Genomic DNA, 22,551 nt, shown 5'->3' with positions numbered 1-22,551 from the left:
GGGGTCCGTTTTACAAGTGGAGGAGCAGCATGTCCGAGCGCAGGTCCCGCAAAGACGCCGCCCGTAACCGGGAGGCCGTACTCGCAGCCGCCGACGCCCTCTTCGCCCGCTGCGAGAGTCCCGCTGACATCACCATGGCCGACGTCGCCGCGGCGGCCGGCGTCGGCAAAGGCACGCTCTTCCGGGCCTTCGATGATCGCGCTGGACTGCTCCGCGCGCTGTACGAGGCACGGCTCGAACCGATCAGAGAAGCCGTCGAGGCCGGCCCGCCGCCCCTGGGGCCCGCAACTCCACCGAGGGATCGCGTAGTCGCGGTGCTCGACGCCCTCCTCTGCTTCAAGCTGGACAACCGGCGCCTCGTGCTGGCCTTGGAGGAGGGCGGGAGCCCCAGCCCGTACCGGGCGGAGCATTACGAACGGTGGCACAGCATGCTCCGAGCCGTCCTGGAGCAGATCCCCGCCTTGACCGACAGTGACTTCACCGCCCACGCCCTGCTCGCCGCCACGCGAGCCGACCTCGTCGAGCACCTGGCCGGGGAAAAGCGCGTTCCGCCAGAGAGGATGCGGGCACAGTTGGCGAACTACGTCGCCAGAGTCCTGGCCTCCGGCCCACCGCAAGATCCAGCGCGGCTGTCCGCAGAATGACGCGCGGCTCGGAGTACCCGTGCCGTTCGCGCGGCGGCACGGTCGCGTCCGCCAACCGCACCCGCCACTTCCCCCCGTCACACAGCGTGTTCGCCGCGGCCGTCGTCCTGCCGGGCCGTCGTCCCACCGGGTTTTGGCGGCCGGTACGGGCAGAGCGTGCCTCCGGTCACCCCCGGGGAGGTGTGGACTCCAGTGCCAGACCGGCGAGGACGGCTCGAAGGAGGCGCTCCGTCTGCAGGTCCGCGACCTCGGTATCGGCGAGGGACACCAGCTTGTCGGCGAGGAGGGTTCCGAGGCCGTGCACGGCTGCCCACACGGTGCATCCCGCGCCGTCGCGGGCTGCCTTGCTCAGGACTCCGGCGTCGACGAGCCGGTCGAGCTCGGCTTCGATCACGTCCTGCGGGTGTGGTGAGCATGCCACCTCGTAGCCCCGGGCACGGAAACCGAAGGCCAGCCGTGCGACGGCGGGGTCGTTCGTGATCCAGCGGATATAAGCGCGGCCCGCCGCGAGGATGCCTCGTAGGTCGTCGACGTCCGGCCCTGCCGTCTCCGCTGCGGCAGCGGACATGCGGGTGCCGAGCTGGGCGAGTACGCGTTCGGACAGGGCGTGCATGAGCGCGTCGCGTGAGGCGAAGTGATGGTAGGCGGCGCTCGGACTGACCCCGACCTGGGCCGACGCTTCACGCAGTGACCAGCCCGTGTCTCCACGCTCGCGGACCAGCTCCTCGGCGGCGTCGAGCAGGGCCCGGCGCAGCTCTCCGTGGTGGTAGCGCTTCCTGACCATGATCCATCTCAACATCGCCCAGATGCGTGCCGTCGTGCAGGCACCGCGATCGGAACCTGGTGAGACGGAAGGGTGGCCAAGTCCGCCACCGCCTCTTCGTAGCTTACGTCGGGCACCCCGCGGGAGGTACCGGGCGCCCCTGACGTGAGCTCTGGGCCGGCACCGCTGGTCCGCGGGGCGCGACTGGCGGGTGGAGCCCGTCCCGGAACGTCGGCATCGAGGCCGCTCGGTGCGGGGCGGCCCCCGTCCTGCCACATGCCGCCGTTGATCCCCCAGCCGGAACCATGCCGGCCGCCCGGCGCGTTACTCCATTTGGCGAGGCCCGGTGACGAGGAGTGTATGTGCGGAGAGTGGTCGGAAAACGTCTGGGGATGATCGGCGGGGGTGCCGCGGTCGCGGCGGTATCGGTCGTGGCGGGCACCCTTCTCGCCGGTGGCGAGAGCGGCAGCATCGCCGCACCGCATGCGTGCCGGACCGCCGCACACGGCGCCGCGCCGCAGACCGGGCCCGCAGCGGACCGTCCGGTTCGGACCGGTGCGGCACCCGCCGCCGACTTCGACGGCGACGGCCACCCCGACATCGCACTCGCCGGGCCGGCCGGAGACGTCGGGGACAGCGCCCTCGCCGGGATTGTCGCGGTCGCGTACGGCACCAGCACGGGGACGGACCTCGGCCGGTGCCAGCGGCTCACGCAGGGCGATCCCCTGATTCCGGGGAAGCCCCGCGGCGAGGCGTTCTTCGGATTCGACACCGTGGCCCGTGACTTCGACGAGGACGGCTACACCGACCTCGCCGCCTCCGTGTTCGAGGGATGCGACCCCCATGTGATCATCATGTGGGGCTCCGAACGCGGGCTGACGCGTGCCGCCCGGGTGCCGGGGACAGACGGCAGCCATGTGCCCTGGGCCACTGAACCGTGCCTGGATGAGCAGCTCGCCGCCGGCGACTTCGACGGTGACGGGCACGCCGATCTGGTCTTCGGCCTCGGCTCCGAACGCGGCCTGCTGAAGGGACCGTTCCTGCGTGACGGCTCGCCCGCCGGCACCGGGCGCGTGCCGGTGCCCCGGGCGCCCGACGAGAGGGCGGACGACATGGCCTACCAGGAACTGGTGGCCGGGGACCTCAACGGCGACGGCATCGACGACCTGGTGACCTTCCACAACGACGACACCGGTCCCGAGACCGTCGCCTGGTCCGAGCTGCACTGGCCGGTGAGTTATCTGCAGGGCGGCCGGGACGGCTTCACACAGCCGGACACCGTGCGCCTGCCCGACGCCGCGGCGGGCGCGGTCGGCGACGTGGACGGGGACGGCTTCGGTGACCTGGTCCTCAGCCCTCGCGGTGGCGGGGTGAGCCGCAGCTCGGTGACGGTGGTCCACGGCACGGAGTCCGGACCGGGAACCAGAACCACGACACTCGACCGCGACACACCGGGCGTACCCGGTGAGGAGCCGGGCGACGAGGACGGTGTCTTCGTGGCCCTGGACACCGGTGACGTCAACGGCGACGGCTACGCGGACGTCGTCGCGGGAGCCCCTCGGGCAGAGGTGTACGCCGAACCGGGCCCCGAGGAGGTGCTGTTCTTCCCGGGCGGCAAGAACGGCCTGACGGGTCGGGGCGCCCGGGCGTTCGACGAGCGCGATGTGCACGGCTTCGCGAACAGCGGGCACAACTTCGGGCGGGCCGCGCGCCTCACCGACATGGACGGCGACCACAGGGCCGACCTCGTGGTCACGGCTCCGGGCAACTGGGAAGCCCCCGGATCCGCGTGGATGCTGCCGGGATCCGCCGCCGGCCCTCTGCCCCAGGGCATCACCCAGTTGCACGAGGGCACCTTCGTCGGGCCCGGGGAGTGGGCCGATCTGGGATCGGGCATTGCCCGTTAGAAGAACCATAGGTGTCGCCCATGCCGGATGTCTCTCAACTCCGTCCGAAGGAACAGGACGGTTTGTTGTCCTACCTGCTTCTGAGGCAGTGGGGGCGCCCCCGCCTGCGGGCCGTCCTCGGCGCGGGGGCGGCGCTTGTGGTGCCCGCTGTATGGCTTTGCCTCGCATCCGGACCCGACCCCGGTGACCACCGGCCGACGGTGGTGTGCTCCGACGAGAGCGGCACCAAGCTGACCGCCGACCTCGACGCGGACGGGCGCCTGGACGAGATACGCGACCCCCATCGCTCGGGAGACGCCACGGTCGTCTTCAGCCGGGCGACCACCGCTGTCGAGGTCCGGGTGGGCGAGGCTCGCACGGTGTGGCAGAAGGCCCGCAGCGCGCTGGTCCCGGACACCGCGACCCGAGGCGCGTTCGGCGATTTCGACGGCGACGGATATCTCGACCTGGCCCTGTTCCACAGCCGGCGCGACGTCGGAGACAGCACCGCCTCCCACCTGCCCGTGCATGAACTTCGCTACGGGCCGCTCGCCAGGGACTTGAGCGGCAGCCGCACCCGCCACATCGACGTCGCAAGGGCGTCGTTCGTCAGCGATGCGCGCGCGACCGACGAGAACCATGATGGACGGGCCGAACTGCAGGTGTTCCAGTCCGTCGGTGACGGGGGCCTCGGCCGGTACACCGGACGCCACACCGAGGACGGTCTGACCCTGGGCGACGAGCCGGTCGACTACACCGGCACAGCGGGTCCCGATGACCTCCCGTCCGGATGGCGCGACTTCGGCATCTGCGTGTATCCCACTGCGTAGGCAAGACCAATCGAGGAGACGCCCGGCCGGCGACGGGTGGCCCGCCTCCGGCTTCCGGGTGGGGCCGGCCGCCTCCCCGTCGCGCCGCCTGATCTCCACCGGGCGCTCGGGACTTCGTCCTCTTGCACGCCGTCCCCACCGCTGTGCCCGCCCGCGAGGCGCGCGCCGGAACCCGGCGACGACGAGTACGACGCTCCTGACGGCCGCCGCGCTCGTCGTCGCCGTGACGGACACACCCGCGGCGGACTCACCTCATGTGCCTTCCGGCTTCTGCGGCGACGGGTGGTGCCTTCGAGTGACACGGTGTGCCACTTCGTCATGAGTGCACGTCCGGCGCGCGAACCGGCCCGCGGACCGGAAAGTACCATCATGGACAACGCCCGGCCGCCGTCCGGGCACTGGTGACGTCACGCGTTTACCCACCTCTCAGACGCAGTGCGTGCGATGCCATTCGATCTCCGCGTGGCCCGCCAGAACGACCTCGCCGAAACCGGCGTATCGCTCATCGAGTTCTCCGTACTTCACGGCGAAGAGATACGCACCGTACTCACCGTCCGCCGACGCTGTGCGGGTGTCCAGCAGGATCACGTCCTCGCCTCGTGTCAGACACAGCGCGTGCAGCAGCACATCACGGTCCCCGGTGCCGCCGACGGTGTTGACGCACCCCGGGTGAGTACTCCGGAACCAGTCGATCTCTTCACAGGAGCGCAACGCCTCGGTGTACTGAGAGACAGGTCCGAAGCCGTTGCTGGCCGTCAAGAAGCCGCGCAGGCTCGGAGGCAGCGGAACCCCGAGCCGTTCCTCGGCCGCGTCCAGTTGTCTTGCGGTCGCCGGCTCGCGCCGGAGCCGGAATCCCCGTGGCCGATCCGATGCCGGACTCCGATGGGCGGCGGACACTGTGCCGAGGTACCAGTCGGCGAACTCGGCGAGATGGATACGCCACTCCTCGGCGGACACAGGCACATGCCGCTGGAGTGTCTCGTCATACCGCATTGCTCCCCTCTCGCCTTTTCCCGCGGTGACTGAAGCGCGACGGGGCCGCTGTACGAATCCGCGGACGCCTCCACAGGGCCATCCTCGTGAGAAGCCCGTCCCGCAACACCAGCGCATGCGCCAGTACGGCCAGCATGTGCATCGTGAAGAGAAGGAAGAGGGCGTAGCCGAACACCGCATGCGTCTCGCGCAATGCGGAGTACAGTCCCGGATCCGGCGGCACGATGGCGGGCATGTGCACACCGCCCAGCTCGAACGGGGTGTCGGACGCCGACACCATCGCCCAGCCGACGAGTGGCTGGGCCACCATCAGACCGTAGAGCAGACACTCGGACGCGGTGGCCGCACGCCGTTCGGTGCGGTTCATCGAACGGGGAAGTGGCGGTGCCCGGTGGGTGAGCCGGTACATCAGCCGGATCACTGCCAGGGCCAGGACCCCCATGCCGAGGGGTTTGTGCACGGACACCAGGAAACGGTAATCGCCCAGGGAGGCCATCATCCCGGCGCCGATGAAGAGCATGACCACGACAAGGCCGGCCATGACCCAGTGCAGCCAGCGGGAGAAGAGCGGGAACTGCGCCGGTTCCCCGGCAGGTGAGGCAAGGACCTCGCGATCGTCCGCTGCGGCCTCAGACATCGCTCTCCTCGGCCGCCTTCACCGGACTGGTGCGTATGCCCTCACCGGCTCGCCGTGTGAAGGACTGCGCGTACACCGCCGAGCGGGCGCTGAGCAGGGGGTCACTGGAGGGTGCGATTCCTCGGGGCACCACGGTGGGATCGAAGTTGATGTCCCGCCCCTCGCCCGCCGCCTCGGTGCGCGCCGAGGTGAGAGTGAGGACCCCGGCGTCGATCGTGCGACGGGTGTCCGGCCAGGCCGCGGTGGCGTCGTCGACGGGATCCTCGGGACGGCCGATGGTGAGGACCATCCGCCATCGCAGTGGACCGGCGTCCAGGGCGGCGATCAGCTTCTCGAACAGTTCGTTCCTGCCGAGCGGCCCCTTGGCGGCCGGGCGCACCGGCTGGAGGGGAATCAGTGACCAGCGGACTGGCACCGTGTCGCCCGAACCGTTGGTGAAGTGGAAGGTGTTGAGACCGTTGAACGAGCTGTCCGCGAAGCCCGATGTGGGCGGGTGCTGCTTCGCCAGCTCCATGGCCCGCACCGTCTCGGGATGCTTGGCGAGGAAGGCCGCGGTCTTTTCCGGATCGGGCTTCCCCGTCCCGGGCATCGCCTTGAACGCGAGCATCCGTTCGTAGAAGCCCTGAGGTGTACGGTCCTGGAAGACGGGGCGGTTGATCATCGCGGTGCGCCACTGTTCACCGTCCGGCAGGTCGAATCGCAGCCCGAGACCCCGTACGGTCTGCGTGGCGTCGGCCACATCCGGAACGCCCCCGGACAGCGAGAATCTCCCGGTCACCGGAGTTCTTCTGCCGTCTTCGAAGACCACGGCCTCGGAGACGGCATTCCCGGCCCCGTTGGCCAGGAACGACCCGGCGACACCCACACCCTTCGCGTGGTTCCTCCGGAAACCGGCGTGCTTGCCGAAGACGGTTTCGAAGCCGTCCGTCAGCCGGCCGGGTGTCAGCCTGTCCGGGGTGAGCCGGCCGCTCGCGAAGAGGAACGCACCGAGATCGACCGCCCCGACACCGGCCACCGCTCCGATGCCCAGCAGGGCGGCCCTGCGGCTCGGCGCGCGGGATGCGGGTGGGGGTGCGGGGGACTGTAAGTCCTCTCGTTCCAAGGGGGACTCCTGAGTGTCATGCCTGCCGGCACCGGTGTGCCGGACAACGGTGTCACTGGGGGATACGCAGGCACGGGCCACACCGTTGACGGGAAACCGGGGTTCCGGTCTGGTTTTTCACGTGCACCCGCGGTGGGCGTGATCACCGCTGTGATCAACAGCACGCCTTGTCCGGCCACCGAAGTGACCGGGACAGCGTCTTCGTCTTCGCGCCGGAAGGCTTTGTGTGGCGCCTCCCGGTTTCTCACCGCGTGAAAACGAGGACCCGTGCTGAATGCTCTCTTCAACCGGGCTGGCCGCCCCGTCGCCGCATGCCTGGCCGCTGTCGGAATCGCCACCGCCGTTCTGATCGGCATGGACGGCCTGGACACGGTGGTGGGCTGCGGGACCGCCTACGACGACTACCCCTCCGAAACGGCGAAGGACTGGGTCACGCAGGCCGATCACGTCGTCGTGGCCACACCGACCGCCGAGCAGGAGATCAATCGGCGGGACTTCACCAAGGGGCCGATCCAGTATGCGACCGACCGCTCGGTGACCTTCCGGGCGGACGACGTCCTGTGGTCCGCGAAGAGCCCTCGGCACTCACTTGGCGACACCTTTGACATGGTGGCCGCCGGCTGGCGCGTGTACCGGGAAAGCGGTGCCCGTACGAAGGCCACGAGCGCGTACGCCCCCCGGCTGGAAACGGGCCACACCTACCTCCTTGCGCTGCGCTGGGCGGACGACGGCTGGACCGTTCTCGGCGAGGGCGCCGCTGTTCCGTTCGACGACCGGACCGTCGCCCGGGGTGAGTGGTGCGGGCGGGTGCTGAGTGAGGAGGACGTCGCGAGAGGGGAGCGCTTCTCCCGCATCGAGGACAAGAGCCTGGAGAAGCTCCTTGTAGGCCAGGACGACGAGGCGGTGAAACGCGAACTGGAAGGGGTGAGAGTGAAGAGGGACCAGTAGACGCCCCGGTGCCGGAGCCCTGCAGACGCCGTTCGTGGTCGCTGGACCGCACCTCTGCCCCGCGGCGGGGCCGGCCGTGGTACGGGGGGCGGACGATGGACCTCAACCCGGAGACATCAGGTCAAGCGGCCACACCACCGGTGAAGGAACGCGACCGAGCCCTGCCGAGGCAGGACGAGGTGCCGGCCGGGGTTGCCCGTAGCTGTTCGTCCGGGACGGCGAGCGCCGCCCAGACGGTCTTGTCGGCAGGGGTGCTTTCGCGGCCCAGCCCGCGGGCCAGTGCCAGCACGATGGTCAGACGAAGCGTCTGGAGCAGGAGATCAAGGCCAGGATGCCGGAGTGCTCGCTCATGGGGATCGCGGCAAGGACCGCGTACTGGGTGGACTTGCGGCAGCGCTTCGGCCCGGCGTCCGGCAACGAGCCGAAGCTGGACGATCCCTTCGGCCGCTACGTCATCACGACGTTCGTGAAGGGCACCAGCATGGGCCCGTACGAGGCCGCCCGGCACATCCCCGGCGTGAGCGGCCATGAGCTGGCCTATGTGGCGAACCGGCACTTCTCGATCGTGCTGCTGAACGAGGCGATCGCCGACCTGGTCAACGCCCACGCCCGCCTGGACATCTCCCAGGCGTGGATCGCCTACCACCACATCTCCGACACCTACGTCGCGCTGTTCACGCACTTCATCCCGTGCGGCGTGTGGGAGGCCGTCTACATCATCGAGGGCCTGCTGAAGAACTCCTCCGAGGCGGAGCCGACCACGGTGCACGCGGACACTCAGGGCCAGTCTCAGCCGGTGTTCGCGCTCGCGCACCTGCTGGGCTTCGACCTGATGCCCAGGATCAGGAACTGGAAGGGCCTGAGCTCCTACCGGCCCGGCAAGCAGACGGAGTACATGCACATCGACGCGCTGTTCGGCGAGCCGGGCAAGAACGTCATCGACTTCGACCTGATCGAGTCCCAGTTCAAGCACCTGATGAAGGTAGCGGTCTCCGTACGGGAGGGGGCGATCCTCGTCCACGCTGATCAATCGGCTGCGCTCGGGCTCCAAGAAGAACGCCACCTACGCCGCCTTCCGTGAGGTCGGCCGCGTGATCCGCACCCGTCCAGCTGCTGCGCTACCTCTCCGATCCGGCGCTTCGCCGGCGGGTGACCGCGGCGACGAACAAGACCGAAGCGTTCAACGGCTTCTCGCAGTGGATCGGCTTCGGCAACCGCGGCGTGATCGCGGACAACGACCCGGTCGAGCAGGAGAAGGCGATGAAGTTCAACGCGCTGCTCACAAACGCGGTCATCTTCCACAACGCCCCAGACATCGCGGAGATCGTGCGGCAGCTACTGGAAGAGGGCTGGACAATCGAGCCAGAGGACCTGGCCCGCATCTTGCGTACCTGACCGAGCACATCAACCGGTTCGGCGAGTACTCCACCCACGAACTCGGCATCCAGCCCGAGGCGTACGAGACGAAGCTGAATGTCGACTTCACCCAGCTCCGCGAGCAGGCCCCGACTGCCGCCGACCTTGGTCAACCCGCCTGAGCCGGCCTCCATACCGTTGCCGTTGCGTCGTCGATCAACCTCGGCGGCGGCAACGGCTGCACGCCCCTTTCACCAGTGGCACCGTGCTGTGCTGTGGCCGCTCGGATGGGTTTCCTCAGGGTCCGCCGACGGCAGGACCTCGGCCTGCCCGCAGTGGCCTGACCCAGGAGCAAGGGTCGAGAAGTGTCACCTGATGACTACCGGGTGACCGCTGTCTGCCGGGCGATTCGTCGGATCCCAGGGAACGATGGAGAACACCGAACCGCGCCGGAAGGACATGTCATGACCGCCACCGCACCCAAGGCCCCGACTGCACCAGGGGTGCGGTCCTGGTGGGGGATTCCGTACGCCACCGCCGAGCGGTACTGCCGCCCCGTGGCCGCGGACTTCGATCCGTCCTCCCTCACGACCGCAAGGGCGTCGTCTCCGTCCAGCCCGACAGCGGCGACTGGCTGGAGGTGGACAGCGGGATGGGCGAGGACTGCCTGAACCTGAACGTGTGGGCCCCCGAGCGGCCGGCCGACAAGGCGCTTCCGGTGACCGTGTACGTCCATGGCGGCGGATTCGAGTACGGCGCGAACACACAGATCACCTCGAACGCCGCCGGCCTCGCCGCGACGGACGCGCCGCGGGCGTGTCCATCAACTACCGGCTCGGCGCCCTGGGCGCGCTGTCGCTCTCGCAGTACGGCGGGCGGCTGGCGCAGGCCAGCAACCTCTTCCTCCAGGACGTCATCGCGGCCCTCACCTGGATCCAACGGAACATCGCCCACTTCGGCGGCGACCCCGACAACGTCACCGTCTACGGCCACAGCGGCGGCGCCTACACGACCTTCGGGCTGCTCGGCGCCTCCTCCGCCGACGGCCTGTACCGGCGGCTTGCCGGGTTCTCCGGCGGGCCTGCTCGCATCATCCCGGCCTGGTGGGCCGAGGAGCTCGCGGAGCGGTTCGTCTCCGAACTCGGCGTCGCGGACAACCCCGACAAGCTGATCGACCTGGACGCGGCCTCGCTGGTGGCCGCCCTGCACAAGGTCGGGGAGGGCGAAGAGGTAGTCCGCCATGAGCGCGGCGCGTACCTCGGCCGGGGTCCGGCCGCCCTGGTCGTAGGCGTCGACGAGCCTGTGGGCTCGGGAGCGGGAAAGTCGCCACCCGGCGACTTCGTCGGTGACGCGGTCGAGCGTGTGCGGGTCGAACCGGTCGAGGTCGTGTACGACTTTTGAAGCCCGCGCGTGCAGTTCGGTGACGACATGGCCCTACTGACCTACCAGCTGTACGCGAACACCAACCTCATCGACATGAAGTACAACTGCATCGAGCTGTACCAGCAGGAAGGAGACTCCCAGTGGCGCGTCATCCACTCCACCTGGTCGTTCATTCGCCCGATGGACATGGACTTCGGCTCCGCCGAGAAGATCGTCTGAGAACCGTCAGTACGCCCTCCTCCGAGGGCATCGATCGACCTGCGGATGGCTCCTGAGAGCGAACCCGACTTCCCCCAGCCCAGGAAGGTCTACTTGGCGAGAATAGCGCGCAGATGCGGCACGTGGAGGCAGCCGACGACGTCGTCATGATCGCGCTTACACCTCCGGCCCGGACGGCCGGACGAGGACGGCGCCGCGGAGACCACGGCAGCCCGCTTACGGAGGGCTCGTCGACCTGAGCAATGACCTCGGCGTCCCCACGACTGCCGGTCGGGCTGCGGCGATTCGCCAGCACGTCCTGGAGATACCGGCCCCCGTCGTCGCCGACGCCCTCGGCTATCACCACGTCACCACGACCAAGCTCGTCGGCGAAGCCGGAGGAACCTGGAGCCGATACGCCCCCGGCGACCACACACGGTCAGAGGCTGGCTTCCCCGGGGCACTGGCGACAGTTGAATGCGAGAGCCCACCAGTACGGGACCCCCAGCCCGAACCAGTTGTCGTTCGACGACAAGCTTCAGAGAAGAGAGGAAAGACCGTCGAGGAGCCTGTCCACGTCGTCGGCGGTGTTGTACGGCGCCAGGCCAACCCGCAGGGCGGGGTCCCCCAGCTTCAGGGCGGCGAAGGGCTCGTACGCGTAGAACGACCCGGCGGGGGCCAGGACGTCGCGTGCGGCCAGATACACCTGGGCCTCCCGGGCGTCGCGGCCTTCGAGGGTCATCAGCAGGGTCGGGGTGCGGTCGGCTGCTTTCGAGTGCAGGGTGACGGCGTCGCCCAGCGCGCGCAGCCCCTCTTCCAGCCTCGTGCGCAGCACCTGCTCGTGCTCGTGCAGGGAGCCCAGCGCATGGGCGAGTTGCTCCCTGCGTGTGGCCCGCGTGCCCGGGTCGATCGCGGCTAGGAAGTCCACGGCGGCGGTGGCGCCCGCGAGGATCTCGTAGGGCAGCGTGCCGAACTCGAAGCGCTCCGGCACGGTATTGGGGGACGGCAGGAGCTTGTCCGGGTGGGAGGATTTCGAGGAGTTCGGGCGCTCCCGCGAGCACACCGCAGTGCGGTCCGAGGAACTTGTAGGGCGAGCAGACGAACAGGTCCGCGCCCAGCGCGGGCACATCCACCAGATGGTGGGCGGCGTAATGCACCCCGTCGACGTACACCAGGGCACCGACCTCGTGCGCCAAGTCGGCGATCCGGCGGACGGGCGGCTTGGTGCCCAGCACGTTCGAGGCCGCCGTGACCGCGACCAGCCGCGTCCGGGGCGACAGCGCCCGCTGGAACGAATCGAGGTCGACCTCCGTGGTCTCGCTGTCGATCTCGATCCAGCGGATCGTCACTCCGGCGCGCTCAGCCGCCTGGATCCAGGGGCGGACGTTGGAGTCGTGGTCCAGGCGGCTGAGGACGATCTCGTCGCCGGCCTTCCAGCCCTTGGCCAGGTGACGGGAGAAGTCGTACGTGAGCTGGGTGGCGCTGCGCCCGTGGACGACGCCGTCGGCGGGCACATTGAGCAGGTCGGCATAGGCGGCGCGGAACTCCGCGACGGCGCGCTCGGCGTTGAGCTCGGACGGGCTGACAACCCCTCGGTTGGAGAGGGGGCCGGTCAGTGTCGCGGCGATGGCGTCGGCGACGGGGCGGGGGGTCTGGGTTCCGCCCGGGCCGTCGAAGAAAGCGAGGCCGTGGTCGAGGGAGGGGAAGTGGGCCCGGAGGGCGGTCAGGTCGATGGTCATGGCCTCGGTTTTCGGGAAAAGTGCGGCGGTCATGCGGACGGCTAAAGGCTGTCCCGTAAATGATCTTCAGTAGGCGAGGCTCGGTTCAGGCTCGCAGCTTCGTCAGGCGCTCAGCTCATCTGCTGCGCTTCAGGCCCGGGCGGGGAAGTCAGGATGGTCGGTGTAGGGCGAAGCAAGGTCACGCAAGTCGTGGCACGGCCAGGGGTCGCGAGCGTGACGGGCCAGGATGCGCCGCTTGGCCTCGATCTCGCGCAGGACGCGGGCCGGGTCATGCAGAGCCACGTGCAGAGCAATCGTGGGTTGAAAGCCGGAGAGGTCAACCTGACAGAAGTCGACCGTGTGTCCGTGGGCAGACCACTCCCCGCATCCGTCACCGCCGCAGCGCCGGGCCAAGTCGGCCTCCTCATCCAGCCGCGCCTCAAGGAACCTCACCAGTTCGACAGTCATATGAGCATTCTCGATGTTGTGCCGGACGTCATGGAACGATCTTGCGGTGGCTGGTGTGATCACGGCGTCGGAGCCGTCCTGGATAGTCCCGTTCACCGGGCTGAGCCCGCGGCAGTTCGGGAAGCTGGTGACGGTTCTGCGGCGCGAGGGTGCGGACGCGGTCCGCAGGGGCCGGCCGTGGAGCCTGCCATTGGAGGACCGGGTGCTGCTGGTCGCGGCCTACTGGCGAACAAACCTGACCATGCGCCAACTGGCCCCGCTGTTCGGGATTTCCAAATCCGCGGCAGACCGGATCATCGATCACCTCGGCCCGATGCTCGCCCTTCAGCCCCGCAAGCGGTTCGCGAAAGACACCGTGCTGATCGTGGACGGCACCCTGGTGCCCACCCGCGATCACACCATCGCCGAGCAGTCCAAGAACTACCGGTACTCCACCAACCACCAGGTCGTCATCGACGCCGACACCCGCCTGGTCGTGGTGGTCGGCCGGCCCCTGCCCGGCAACCGCAACGACTGCAAGGCGTGGGAGGAGTCCGGCGCGAAGGCCGCCGTCGGCACGACCCTGACCATCGCCGACGGCGGCTATCCGGGCACCGGGCTCGTGACGCCCCACCGACGACGCAAAGGGGAAGAACTGTCCGACTGGAAGCAGGCCCACAACACGTCCCACAAGCAGATCCGCGCCCGCGTCGAGCACGTCTTCGCCCGCATGAAGACCTGGAAAATCCTCCGCGACTGCCGCCTGAAAGGCGATGGCGTCCACCACGCCATGCTCGGCATCGCACGGATGCACAACCTCACCCTCGCCGGATAGACCACCCAGCTGTACAGCAACCCACCATGCCCGAGGCCACTCAGAGATCATTTACGGGACAGCCCTTAGGGAGCGGTGGGCGACAGCGCAGGTGAGGCGCGTTCTTCCGGCAGGTTGCCTAGACTCTGGCACCCGGCAGCAGAACACGTAAAGCGATGGACCAAGAAGAGAGAGTTCACAATCCATGAAGGCTCAGCCCGACCTGAAGCTCCTGTCCACCTTCATGGCCGTGGTGAGCTGTGGCTCCATGGCCGAAGCCGCAGCAGCCCTCGGCTACGTGCCCTCCGCGGTGTCCCAGCACATCGCCGTGCTGGAGCGCGACATGGGCATCGAGCTGCTCGTCCGCCGCCCTGGCAGCCGGCTGATCCTGACTGCGGCCGGCCGCTCCCTCGCGCAAGCGACCGAGACACTCTTCGAGGCGACCGCCCGATTCCAGGACGCCGCCAACGGCATCTCGAACTGTGAAATCGCCGAATTGCGCGTCGGCGCCTACCCCAGCGCGATGAGCCACCTGTTCCCCGGGATTCTGTCTGCTCTCAAGCCCCGTGGCCGCGGCGCCCGCATCCGCCTCATCATCGTGGAGACACAAGAAGGGTTGCCCAGGGTCAAATCGGGGGGCCTGGATCTGCTCATCGCCTACCGATACCTGCCCGAGGACCCACCGACCACTTCCGGTGAGTGGACCATCACCTCCCTGGGGCACGAGCCGCTGGTCCTCGTCACGGGCCCACGGCCGGGCCGTCGCCCGTTGGAACTGGCGGAATGCCTTGAGATGGAATGGACCTCAGGCCATGCACACAGTCCCGATCGGCGTTTGCTGCATCGCTGGGCCGGAGAACTGGGGATCTCTCCCGACGTAACGCTGGAAACCGAAGACCTGCACAGCATGTTGGCCATGATCAGAGCCGGATTGGCGGTGGGTCTGATCCCGGCCACTCTCATCAGTGGAGAGAACGACCGGCCAGGAGTCGAACGGGTTGTTCTTCCGCCCGAGGTCGCACCGCTCCACCGCGAGGTCCTTGCCGTGAGCAGACCCGGCATCCGCCCCCCGATCATCAACGAGTTGGTCACGCTGCTGGTCGAGGCTTTGAAGAGCGTCCAGTCGTAGTCACGGTGAGGAACGCGAAGCCGGTGCACCCCCGGCGAACACACACGGTCACCATCTTGCTGGACTCCACCGAGAACTGGCGACAGTTGAATAGGCTAGCTCACCAGTACCAAGGCCAGCTTGCGGAGGGGCTCGTAGCTCACGGCAGAGCCTGGGATTCCCCAGCACATGTGCTCCGCAGGTGGCCGCAAAGCGGGGTGGAGCGGTTCTTCGGGCAGATGTAGCCCGTCAGGGCTGCCGGGTCGACGGCTTGCTGGTGGATTCCGCGTCCTGCTCCTGTCCGGTCGTGGCGGACCAGCTGGCGAGCAGCTTCAGTCCGTCCTCGGCGGCGGTTTTGGGGGGCGCGCTGTAGACAACCACGCTCAGGCCGCTTTCGCCCGGCAGGCTCATGGTCTCCTGATCGAGTTCCAGGTCGCCGACGAGCGGATGGTTGAGGCGTTTGGTGCTCTCGCGGAAGACATGCACGTCGTGAGATCCCCACATCACGCGGAAGGTGTCGCTGCGGGTGGACAGTTCACCGATCAGGTTCGACAGCTCCCGGTCGTATGGGCTCTTCCCCGCCTCGACGCGCAGCGCGCCCACGGCGAAGCGGGCCATGCGCTCCCAGTCGGTGTAGAACCGCCTGGCTGCTGGATTGAAGAACGCGAACCGGGCGACGTTCGCCCCGCAGGTCGGGTCGGCGTACATCTCCGAGTACAGGGCCCGGCCCAGTGGGTTGGCGGCCAGCGTGTCGAGGCGGTTGTTCATCACGTATGCCGGCATCCCCGGCATGCCTACGACGATCCGCGCCACGCTCGGCCTCAGCGTCGGCCGGACCTCCCGCTGCCGTGCCCGCGCCTCCGGCGCCGGCCCGGCAGCGCGGGCGAGGTCGTACAGGTACATGCGCTCGGTGGCATCCAGCCGCAGGGCGCGAGCCAGGGCGTCCAGCACGCTGTCGGAGACACCTTGGAGGTTGCCGCGCTCCAAGCGCGTGTAGTACTCGACGCTGACCCCGGCGAGCGTGGCGACCTCTCCTCTGCGCAGTCCGGGTACCCGCCGCTGACCGTAGGTCGGCAGACCCGCCTGCTCGGGGGCGATCTTGTCGCGTCGGGAGCGGAGGAAAGCGCTGACTGCGTCCCGGTTGCCCATGACGACAGGGTAGGCAGGCCACGCGAGCAGTGGGGGACCCTGCCAGTACCCCTCACAGCAGAAACTCCCACGTCACGCCCTCCTGCCGTTGCATGGTGCGTGCCCCAATCCTCTGGGGACCGACCGGTGCGAGGACGCATGTGCCCCCGGGTCGGCCGACCTTTCCAGTACCGGAACAAAACCGAAGGGCACGCAAGATGAGCAACCAGATGAAGACGCTGGCGGAGAGCCCCGCGCAGGTCGTGCGAGGGCTGTATGACGCGCTGAGCAAGGGCGACGTGCCGGGTGTCCTGGCCAAGCTCGCCCCCGAGGTGATCATCGACGAGCCGACCCAGCTCCCCTACGGCGGCGTGCACCAGGGCCGCGAGTTGTTCGTGCAGTCGATCCTGGGCGCGATGATGGGCTACGCCAACGTCGCCATCACCGATGCCGAGGTGTTCGAAGGCCCGGCCGGCGTCATCGGAAGGCTCACCGGAACGCTCACGGCCCACACGACCGGTGAGGAGTTCCCGCTGACCATGGTCGAGATCCACCAGGTCGAGGACGGCACGGTGCGCAAGATCGACGTCTACACCAAGAACCCCCACGAGCTCGCCGCGTTCTACGCGCGCGCCGAGGCGGGCACCCGCTGACGACGGCACCTCGACAAGATTCCGGCCGAGTTGCCCCACGGCAGCGCGAGCAACTCGGCCGACTCATCCCAGCCCAGGCCCAGGCCGTCGCATTGATGACCCCTATCCGCATCAGCGTCACCGCGACCAGCCACGCGCACCACACAGCGAAGGAAAATCATGACCACCACCTGGTTCATCACCGGCACCTCCTCAGGCTTCGGGCGACTGCTCACCGAACACCTGCTGGCCCGTGGCGACCGCGTTGCCGCCACGCTCCGCCGGCCCGAGGCTCTCGATGACCTCCGCGCCGAACACGGCGACCGGCTCTGGACCGCCCCGCTCGATGTCACCGACACCGAGCGAGTGCGTCGCGTCGTCGACGAGGCGTTTGAGACCCTCGGCACGATCGACGTCGTCGTCAACAACGCCGGCTACGGCGTTCTCGCGTCCGTCGAGGAGGCGTCCGACGGACAAATCCGGCGCGTCATCGACACCAACCTGCTCGGCTCGATCCAGGTCATCCGTGCCGCCCTCCCGCACCTGCGCGCCCAGGCCCGAGGCCGCATCCTGCAGGTGTCCACCGCGGGCGGTCAGACGACCTACCCCAGCCTCGGCTACTACCACGCCTCCAAGTGGGGCATCGAGGGGTTCTGCGAGACCGTCGCCCGCGAGATCGCGCCGTTCGGCCTGGCCCTGACCATCATCGAGCCGGGCGCGGCCCCCACCAGCTTCGGCACGTCGCTGGACATCGCACCGCCCCTGCCCGAGTACGAGAACACCCCCGCGGCCGACACCCGGCAGGCGTTCCTCGGCGGCCACTTCCCGGTGCCCAACAACGCAGAGAAACTCACGGAGGCGATGATCGACCTCGTTGACTCCGGCGCGACCCCGCTTCGCCTCCCGCTCGGCCCCGACACCTACGAAGACGTCCGCGCCGCCCTCACCGGCCGGCTCGCCGAACACGAAGCTCATCGCGACGTCGCCCACTCAGTGGCGGCCACACCCGCCCGGTGACCGAAACCCGCGTCACTAGCCGCCGACGATGAGTGACTACGCGGATTCGCCCTACTCGGCGATGTATGCCGCGCGGTTCTCCGCGATGATCGCCCGGCGCCCTCTACGCTGAGGTGGTCGACCGAGGAGAGGGCCAGCATCTGCCGCCTCTCGACGTTGGACGTGATCAGTACGCCTTGTCACCGCTGACGTGACTGGGCCGGTTGCGGGGCTGCTTACCTTGCGGGCAATTGCTGCAATTCCCCCTGGCGGGCGGCCTGCCCGGATCATCCGCGCCATCCAGAAGGCCGACGGTCAGCGGCTGTGCACTGCTCAGATGGGATGGAGCGACGCGCCCTCCTGGCTGGCGCCGGGCGAGCCACCAGCGACTGACGTGCCCTCGTGTGCCAGTGACGCGGGAGAGCCGCTCCCCGCCACTGAGGCGGGCGCGGCCCGATGAAGTAGCCGCCCTGCGCTGGCTGCTCGACCCGGCAACCAGCTTCCTGGCCCTGCGGCTTCGTGCTCAAGAACGCGGCCGTATATCTTACGACACGGCCTGGCGGCTGGCACGTCAGCGGCGTTCTTTACCTTTCGTCGCCGGAGTCCTCGGCGAGATATCCGTGGTGCCGATACACCATTTCGCGGGCGGTCCAGTTGCGGATGAGGTCTGGGGCGTCCCCAGGAACTGGTCGATCGCTTCCGTGTAGCGGCAGTAGCGTCCGGGTGCGTGAGGGCGATGCCGAGGTGCGCATTCCGCTGCGGGCATAGTGCTCGTAGATGGCCATGTGGTCCGGTGCGGCTGCTGTGAGGACGGCGGAGGCGGGGGGAGTCACTGGTGCGGAAGCCCGGTAGTCGCAGAGGCTGAGGAGTTCGCCGGTGTGCGTTCGGCGGGGCCACACCGACCTGGCGAGCGCGGCCTTCTCGACGACGCTACGGACCCTCTGGTCACCGCCGTGCCTGCCCTATTCCTTGGGCGCGTCGCGCGCCTGTGGAGGTTGGTGTATGCAGACTCGAAGCCTCGCGGCTGCTGGCGCCGAGCGGGGAACAGGGGATCGGGATGGCTCGTGGCAAGCGGGGCTTTCGAGGAGCTTGCAGACCGGCGAGTTGGGGCCGGCCACGGTTGATCTGTTGCGGCGGCTGGTCCACCAGGTGCGCCGTGCCTCCGGCTTTCCGCCCCGGGAGGGCGCACCAGACGCCGCACGTGGCTGCTGAACGGCGCCGCGTGCCTACGACGGGGGCTGCCCCGTGGTGCGGAGGAAGGAAAGCGGGCCTCAGCCCAGAGTCCTGGCCCGTGCAAGCACGTCGGACGGGGCCTTGGCCACCGAACCGGTATCGAAGGGCGGTTGCGGGTCGTACTCGGTATAGAGCTGGATCGCCTGGGCCGTCACCTCGTCGGTGAGCAGAGCGGCCAGCCGGAGGGCCATGTCGATGCCGGAGGACACCCCGGCCGCGGTGATGATCCGGTCGTGCCGGACCACCCGCTCGGGAGTGTAGACAGCGCCGTACGACTCCAGTTCGTCAGCCCATTCCCAGTGGGTGGTGGCGGCCAGACCACGCAGCAGGCCGGCCGCGGCCAGTACCAGGGCACCAGTGCACACAGAGGTGGTGAAGCGTGTGTGGGAGTGGATCCGGCGCACCCAGTCGAGGAAATCCGGGTCGTCCATCATGGTCCGGCGGCTGTCCCCGCCCGGGATCAGCAGCACATCGCAGCGTTCCACCTCGGTGTACCGGGTCGGAACGTGCACCGGCAGTGAGCCCAACGCGTCGGGGACGGGGCCCGGATGGGCTGTGACAAACCGCACCTTGGCACCGGGTGCGTACGCGAGGATCTCGTACGGCCCGATCGCATCGAGCGGCTCGAAGCGGGCGAAGAGCGGAATTACGATGTCCATGCGGCGCAGCATAGCGACTGTCCTGTACATTCCATCAGGGTCTGTATGTCTTGGCGGCTCACCTCCGGTGTCCTGCACCGCTGTTGCCCTTCGCGCTGACGACCTCCGAACCTGCGGGACGCTCGCGTCGGGTCAGGCGGCCACGCCACTTGTGAAGGAACCCGACCAAGCCCTGCCGATCCAGCACGATGGGCTGGTCGGGGTAGCTCGCAGTTGATCGTCGGGGACCACGAACGCAGCCCAGACGGTCTTGTGAGCGGCGGTGCTTTCGCAGCCCAGTCCGTCGGCCAGCGCCAGCACGATGGTCAGGCCCCGCCCGTGTTCGCAGTGCTCGGAGGCGCGGCGAGTCACTGGCTGCTCGGGGCTGTCGTCCCGTACGGCGACGGTCAGGTACTTCTTGTCGAGCGTGAGCTCGATCTGCAGGGGGCCGTGAGCGGTGTGGGTTTCGGCGTTCGCGGTCAGTTCGGAGGCCACGAGAGCGGCGTCGTCGCAGACCTCACCGAAGACGCCCCAGTTGTGGAGGGTGTCAAGGGTGCGGCGGCGGGCGACCGACGCGGGCCTCGCCACTCCGGCGAGCGGCAGACGAAGGACGTGGGGGGCCTGAGCCCGTGGCGTGTCCGGATCGAGGGGGTGGGGGAGCGTTATCTGTGTACTCATGGCGGTGATGTCCTGCGGGAGCGGCGGAGGGTGGTGTCAGTGTGTTTGTCGCATGCAGCCGGTCATGACTCCATGGTGGATTTGGCATATTTACATCGCGAGTGGCCCTCTTGCCTGCTTTCGCTAATTTCCTGCCACCCGCGGCCCGAGGTCGCCGACCAGGTGAAGTCCCTCGGCGGTGAGTATCTCGCGGTGGACACGGCCCACGAGGCGGGCAGCGACGGCTATGCCAAGGTCACCTCCGCCGACTGCGACCGGGCCGCGGCCGAGCTTTACCACGAGCAGGCCCGTGACGTGGACATCATCATCACCACGGCGCTGATCCCCGGGCGCCGCGCACCGCGCCTGGTGACCGCCGCAGATGTGGCGGCGATGAAGCCTGGCAGCGTCATCGCCGACATGGCCGCCGCCCAGGGCGGCAACGTCGAGGGCACCATCCCCGGCCGCAGCGTGGTCACCGATACGGTGTGACCATCATCGGCTACACCGACCTGGCGTCCCGGCTGCCCGACCAGGCCTCGCAGATGTTCGGCACCAACGTGGTCAACCTGCTCGCGCTGGTCACACCCGGCAGGGACGGCCGGCCCGTCCTCGACTTCGACGACGTGGTCCACCGGACCGTCACCGTGGTCCGTTCGGGCCTGGTCACCTGGCCGCCCCCGCCCGTCGCCGTCTCGGCCGACCCGCAGGAGGAATCCGCCGCAGCGCCGGCGGACGCCGGACGGTCGCCGCTCACCCCGGCGCGGCGCTACGGCCTGATGGGGCTCGGGATGCTGGCCACCTTCCTGCTGGTCGCCCTCGCACCGGCTCAACTCGCCGAGGCTTGACCGTGTTCGCGCTGGCCGTGGTCATCGGCTACTACGTCATCGGCAAGGTCCACCATGCCCTGCACACGCCGCTGATGTCGGTCATCAACGCCATTTCCGGGATCGTGGTGATCGGTGCCTTGGTGCAGATCGGCTACGGGAGCAGGCTCGTCACCGTGCTCTCCTTCGCGGCGATCCAGCTGACGAGCGTGAGCATCTTCGGAGGCTTCGCCGTCACCCGCCGCATGCTGTCCATGTTCTCGAGAGGCTGACCGATGACATCCATGACGGTTTCCCGCGCGGCCGACCTGGTCCGGCCCTGCTGTTCATCCTCAGCTTCGCCGGCCTGTCCCAGCACCGGACCTCGCGGGCCGGCGTCGTCTACGGCATCGCGGGGATGGCGCTCGCCCTGTCCGCCACGGTCGTGGCCGCGGCGGACAGCAACTCCGGCGGCGCGATCGCGGCGATCCTGCTGGCGACGGCGGCCGGAGCCGCGGCGGGGCTGTGGCGGGCGCGGCGCGTGGACATGACGCAGATGCCCGAGCTCATCGCCGTGCTGCACAGCTTTGCCGGCCTCGAGGCCGTGCAGGCCGGCTGGAACAGCTACCTGGAGGTCGAGGCCCACGACGCGCAGCCCCACGTCCCCGCCGAACTGCTGCGCATACACCACGCCGAGGTCTTCATCGGCATCTTCATCGGCGCGGTCACCTTCACCGGCTCCCTCGTCGCCTTCCTGAAGTTGTCCGCGCGGATCAAGTCCCGGCCGCTGATGCTGCCCGGCAAGAACGCCTTGAACCTCGGCGCGTTGGCAGCCTTCGCGGCGTTGACGGTCTGGTTCACCGTCAGCCCCAGGCGGCCGCTGATGGTCTCGGTCACGGCCCTGGCGCTCGCCCTGGGCTGGCACCTGGCGGCCTCCATCGGCGGCGACATGCCCGTCGTCGTCTCCATGCTCAACAGCTACTCCGGCTGGGCCGCGGCGGCGGCCGGATTCGTGCTCGACAACAACCTGCTCATCGTCACCGGCGCGCTGGTCGGATCCTCCGGCGCCTACCTGAGCTACATCATGTGCAAGGCGATGAACCGATCCTTCCTCTCGGTCATCGCGGGCGGTTCCGGCATCGAGGCCGCGCCGACCGGTGACGAGGAGCAGGGCAGGCACCACGAGACGAGGGCCGAGGAGGCGGCCGGGCTGCTCGCCCGGGCCCGGTCGGTGGTGATACCCCCGGCTACGGCATGGCCGTGGCCCAGGCACAGCATCCGGTCGCGGAGCTGACGCGGCGACTGCGCGAGCGCGGGGTCGAGGCCCGCTTCGGCGTGCATCCCGTCGCCGGGCGCCCGCCCGGACACATGAACGTGCTCCTGGCCGAGGCGAAGGTGCCGTACGACATCGTCCTGGAGATGGACGAGATCAACGACGACTTCGCAGACACGTCGGTCGTCCTGGTCATCGGCGCGAACGACACCGTCAACCACCCCGCGGCGATGGACGATCCCGCCAGCCCGATCGCAGGTATGCCCGTGCTCCGCGTGTGGGAGGTTCACCTCGGCGGTGACCGGACGTCACGTGACGGCGGCGCGCCGGAGGTGAGTGGAACGGCGGCCAAGAGGGCGGG

The 22,551-nt window shown here is 68.8% G+C and carries 20 protein-coding genes and 4 pseudogenes; 15 read left to right on the top strand and 9 right to left on the bottom strand.

Annotated elements, in window-relative coordinates:
- The first annotated feature begins 29 nt into the window (after window positions 1–29).
- Entirely contained in the window at window positions 30–644 is a 615-nt protein-coding gene (locus BU52_RS22150) for a TetR/AcrR family transcriptional regulator (RefSeq protein ID WP_037937125.1), read from the top strand.
- Window positions 645–810: 166 nt separating this feature from the next.
- Here the strand turns inward: BU52_RS22150 and BU52_RS22145 are convergent, their stop codons facing one another.
- The gene (locus BU52_RS22145) at window positions 811–1,428 is read right to left on the bottom strand and encodes a TetR/AcrR family transcriptional regulator (RefSeq protein ID WP_037937123.1); all 618 of its coding nucleotides are present in this window, start codon (window positions 1,426–1,428) and stop codon (window positions 811–813) included.
- A gap of 350 nt (window positions 1,429–1,778) precedes the next feature.
- Here BU52_RS22145 and BU52_RS22140 point away from each other — a divergent pair, with 350 nt between their 5' ends.
- Together BU52_RS22140 and BU52_RS22135 are read left to right on the top strand one after the other, a co-directional pair.
- Entirely contained in the window at window positions 1,779–3,314 is a 1,536-nt protein-coding gene (locus BU52_RS22140; protein ID WP_235216398.1) for a VCBS repeat-containing protein, read from the top strand.
- A gap of 65 nt (window positions 3,315–3,379) precedes the next feature.
- A complete protein-coding gene (locus BU52_RS22135) occupies window positions 3,380–4,123 on the top strand; it encodes a hypothetical protein (protein ID WP_157847903.1) in 744 nt (247 codons plus the stop codon).
- Between the two features lie 426 nt (window positions 4,124–4,549).
- Here the strand turns inward: BU52_RS22135 and BU52_RS22130 are convergent, their stop codons facing one another.
- Genes BU52_RS22130 through BU52_RS22120 form a run of 3 tightly spaced genes read right to left on the bottom strand, consistent with a single transcriptional unit; the run spans window position 4,550 to window position 6,855 of the window.
- The gene (locus tag BU52_RS22130) at window positions 4,550–5,080 is read right to left on the bottom strand and encodes an SMI1/KNR4 family protein (protein ID WP_051858485.1); all 531 of its coding nucleotides are present in this window, start codon (window positions 5,078–5,080) and stop codon (window positions 4,550–4,552) included.
- 25 nt (window positions 5,081–5,105) lie between these two features.
- Window positions 5,106–5,753, bottom strand: coding sequence for a cytochrome b (locus BU52_RS22125; protein ID WP_078903383.1), 648 nt, complete (start codon window positions 5,751–5,753; stop codon window positions 5,106–5,108).
- Complete coding sequence (locus BU52_RS22120) at window positions 5,746–6,855, bottom strand: catalase family peroxidase (protein ID WP_200881247.1); 1,110 nt, start codon at window positions 6,853–6,855, stop codon at window positions 5,746–5,748. The genes BU52_RS22125 and BU52_RS22120 overlap by 8 nt, the downstream gene beginning before the upstream one ends.
- 267 nt (window positions 6,856–7,122) lie before the next feature.
- Between BU52_RS22120 and BU52_RS22115 the strand changes: the two genes are divergently transcribed.
- From BU52_RS22115 to BU52_RS22100, 6 genes and pseudogenes are all read left to right on the top strand, one after another.
- Window positions 7,123–7,803 (top strand): hypothetical protein, encoded by a 681-nt coding sequence (locus BU52_RS22115; protein WP_051858482.1) that lies wholly within the window; start codon window positions 7,123–7,125, stop codon window positions 7,801–7,803.
- Window positions 7,804–8,152: 349 nt separating this feature from the next.
- Window positions 8,153–8,884 (top strand): Tn3 family transposase, encoded by a 732-nt coding sequence (locus BU52_RS32860; RefSeq protein WP_157847902.1) that lies wholly within the window; start codon window positions 8,153–8,155, stop codon window positions 8,882–8,884.
- 29 nt (window positions 8,885–8,913) lie between these two features.
- Entirely contained in the window at window positions 8,914–9,198 is a 285-nt protein-coding gene (locus BU52_RS36855) for a Tn3 family transposase (protein ID WP_327150537.1), read from the top strand.
- Between the two features lie 613 nt (window positions 9,199–9,811).
- Window positions 9,812–9,874, top strand: a pseudogene (locus tag BU52_RS36850) (hypothetical protein); the annotation flags it as partial.
- Between the two features lie 101 nt (window positions 9,875–9,975).
- Window positions 9,976–10,560 (top strand): carboxylesterase family protein, encoded by a 585-nt coding sequence (locus BU52_RS22105; RefSeq protein WP_268747622.1) that lies wholly within the window; start codon window positions 9,976–9,978, stop codon window positions 10,558–10,560.
- Window positions 10,561–10,587: 27 nt separating this feature from the next.
- On the top strand, window positions 10,588–10,761 hold the full coding sequence (locus tag BU52_RS22100) for a hypothetical protein (RefSeq protein WP_200881245.1): 174 nt from the start codon (window positions 10,588–10,590) through the stop codon (window positions 10,759–10,761).
- Window positions 10,762–11,278: 517 nt separating this feature from the next.
- Here BU52_RS22100 and BU52_RS22095 read toward each other — a convergent pair.
- Both BU52_RS22095 and BU52_RS22090 read right to left on the bottom strand, forming a co-directional pair.
- Window positions 11,279–12,479 (bottom strand): annotated as a pseudogene (locus BU52_RS22095) (cysteine desulfurase-like protein).
- Between the two features lie 129 nt (window positions 12,480–12,608).
- The gene (locus tag BU52_RS22090; protein WP_037937120.1) at window positions 12,609–12,926 is read right to left on the bottom strand and encodes a DUF6221 family protein; all 318 of its coding nucleotides are present in this window, start codon (window positions 12,924–12,926) and stop codon (window positions 12,609–12,611) included.
- 46 nt (window positions 12,927–12,972) lie between these two features.
- Between BU52_RS22090 and BU52_RS22085 the strand changes: the two genes are divergently transcribed.
- Window positions 12,973–13,740 carry a transposase gene (locus tag BU52_RS22085; RefSeq protein ID WP_078903382.1) on the top strand — a complete coding sequence of 256 codons (768 nt, stop codon included), beginning with the start codon at window positions 12,973–12,975 and terminating at the stop codon, window positions 13,738–13,740.
- Window positions 13,741–13,924: 184 nt separating this feature from the next.
- Window positions 13,925–14,848, top strand: coding sequence for a LysR family transcriptional regulator (locus BU52_RS22080; RefSeq protein WP_037937117.1), 924 nt, complete (start codon window positions 13,925–13,927; stop codon window positions 14,846–14,848).
- 228 nt (window positions 14,849–15,076) lie between these two features.
- Here BU52_RS22080 and BU52_RS22075 read toward each other — a convergent pair whose 3' ends face one another.
- Window positions 15,077–15,976: a helix-turn-helix transcriptional regulator gene (locus tag BU52_RS22075; protein WP_037937115.1), complete on the bottom strand. Its 900-nt coding sequence runs from the start codon at window positions 15,974–15,976 to the stop codon at window positions 15,077–15,079.
- Between the two features lie 197 nt (window positions 15,977–16,173).
- Here BU52_RS22075 and BU52_RS22070 point away from each other — a divergent pair, with 197 nt between their 5' ends.
- The gene (locus BU52_RS22070) at window positions 16,174–16,608 is read left to right on the top strand and encodes a nuclear transport factor 2 family protein (RefSeq protein WP_037937113.1); all 435 of its coding nucleotides are present in this window, start codon (window positions 16,174–16,176) and stop codon (window positions 16,606–16,608) included.
- A gap of 159 nt (window positions 16,609–16,767) precedes the next feature.
- Complete coding sequence (locus BU52_RS22060; RefSeq protein ID WP_037937110.1) at window positions 16,768–17,604, top strand: SDR family oxidoreductase; 837 nt, start codon at window positions 16,768–16,770, stop codon at window positions 17,602–17,604.
- A gap of 1,250 nt (window positions 17,605–18,854) precedes the next feature.
- Here the strand turns inward: BU52_RS22060 and BU52_RS22055 are convergent.
- Window positions 18,855–19,475, bottom strand: coding sequence for a DJ-1/PfpI family protein (locus tag BU52_RS22055; RefSeq protein ID WP_037937214.1), 621 nt, complete (start codon window positions 19,473–19,475; stop codon window positions 18,855–18,857).
- Between the two features lie 132 nt (window positions 19,476–19,607).
- Window positions 19,608–20,132: an ATP-binding protein gene (locus tag BU52_RS32850; RefSeq protein ID WP_051858478.1), complete on the bottom strand. Its 525-nt coding sequence runs from the start codon at window positions 20,130–20,132 to the stop codon at window positions 19,608–19,610.
- Window positions 20,133–20,270: 138 nt separating this feature from the next.
- Between BU52_RS32850 and BU52_RS22045 the strand changes: the two are divergent.
- A pseudogene (locus BU52_RS22045) lies at window positions 20,271–21,210 on the top strand (Re/Si-specific NAD(P)(+) transhydrogenase subunit alpha); the annotation flags it as partial.
- Window positions 21,211–21,213: 3 nt separating this feature from the next.
- A pseudogene (locus BU52_RS22040) lies at window positions 21,214–22,474 on the top strand (NAD(P)(+) transhydrogenase (Re/Si-specific) subunit beta); the annotation flags it as partial.
- Between the last annotated feature and the right edge of the window lie 77 nt (window positions 22,475–22,551).

The organism is Streptomyces toyocaensis, assembly GCF_000725125.1.
Taxonomy (GTDB): domain Bacteria; phylum Actinomycetota; class Actinomycetes; order Streptomycetales; family Streptomycetaceae; genus Streptomyces; species Streptomyces toyocaensis.
This window is presented reverse-complemented; position numbering and strand designations above follow the sequence as displayed.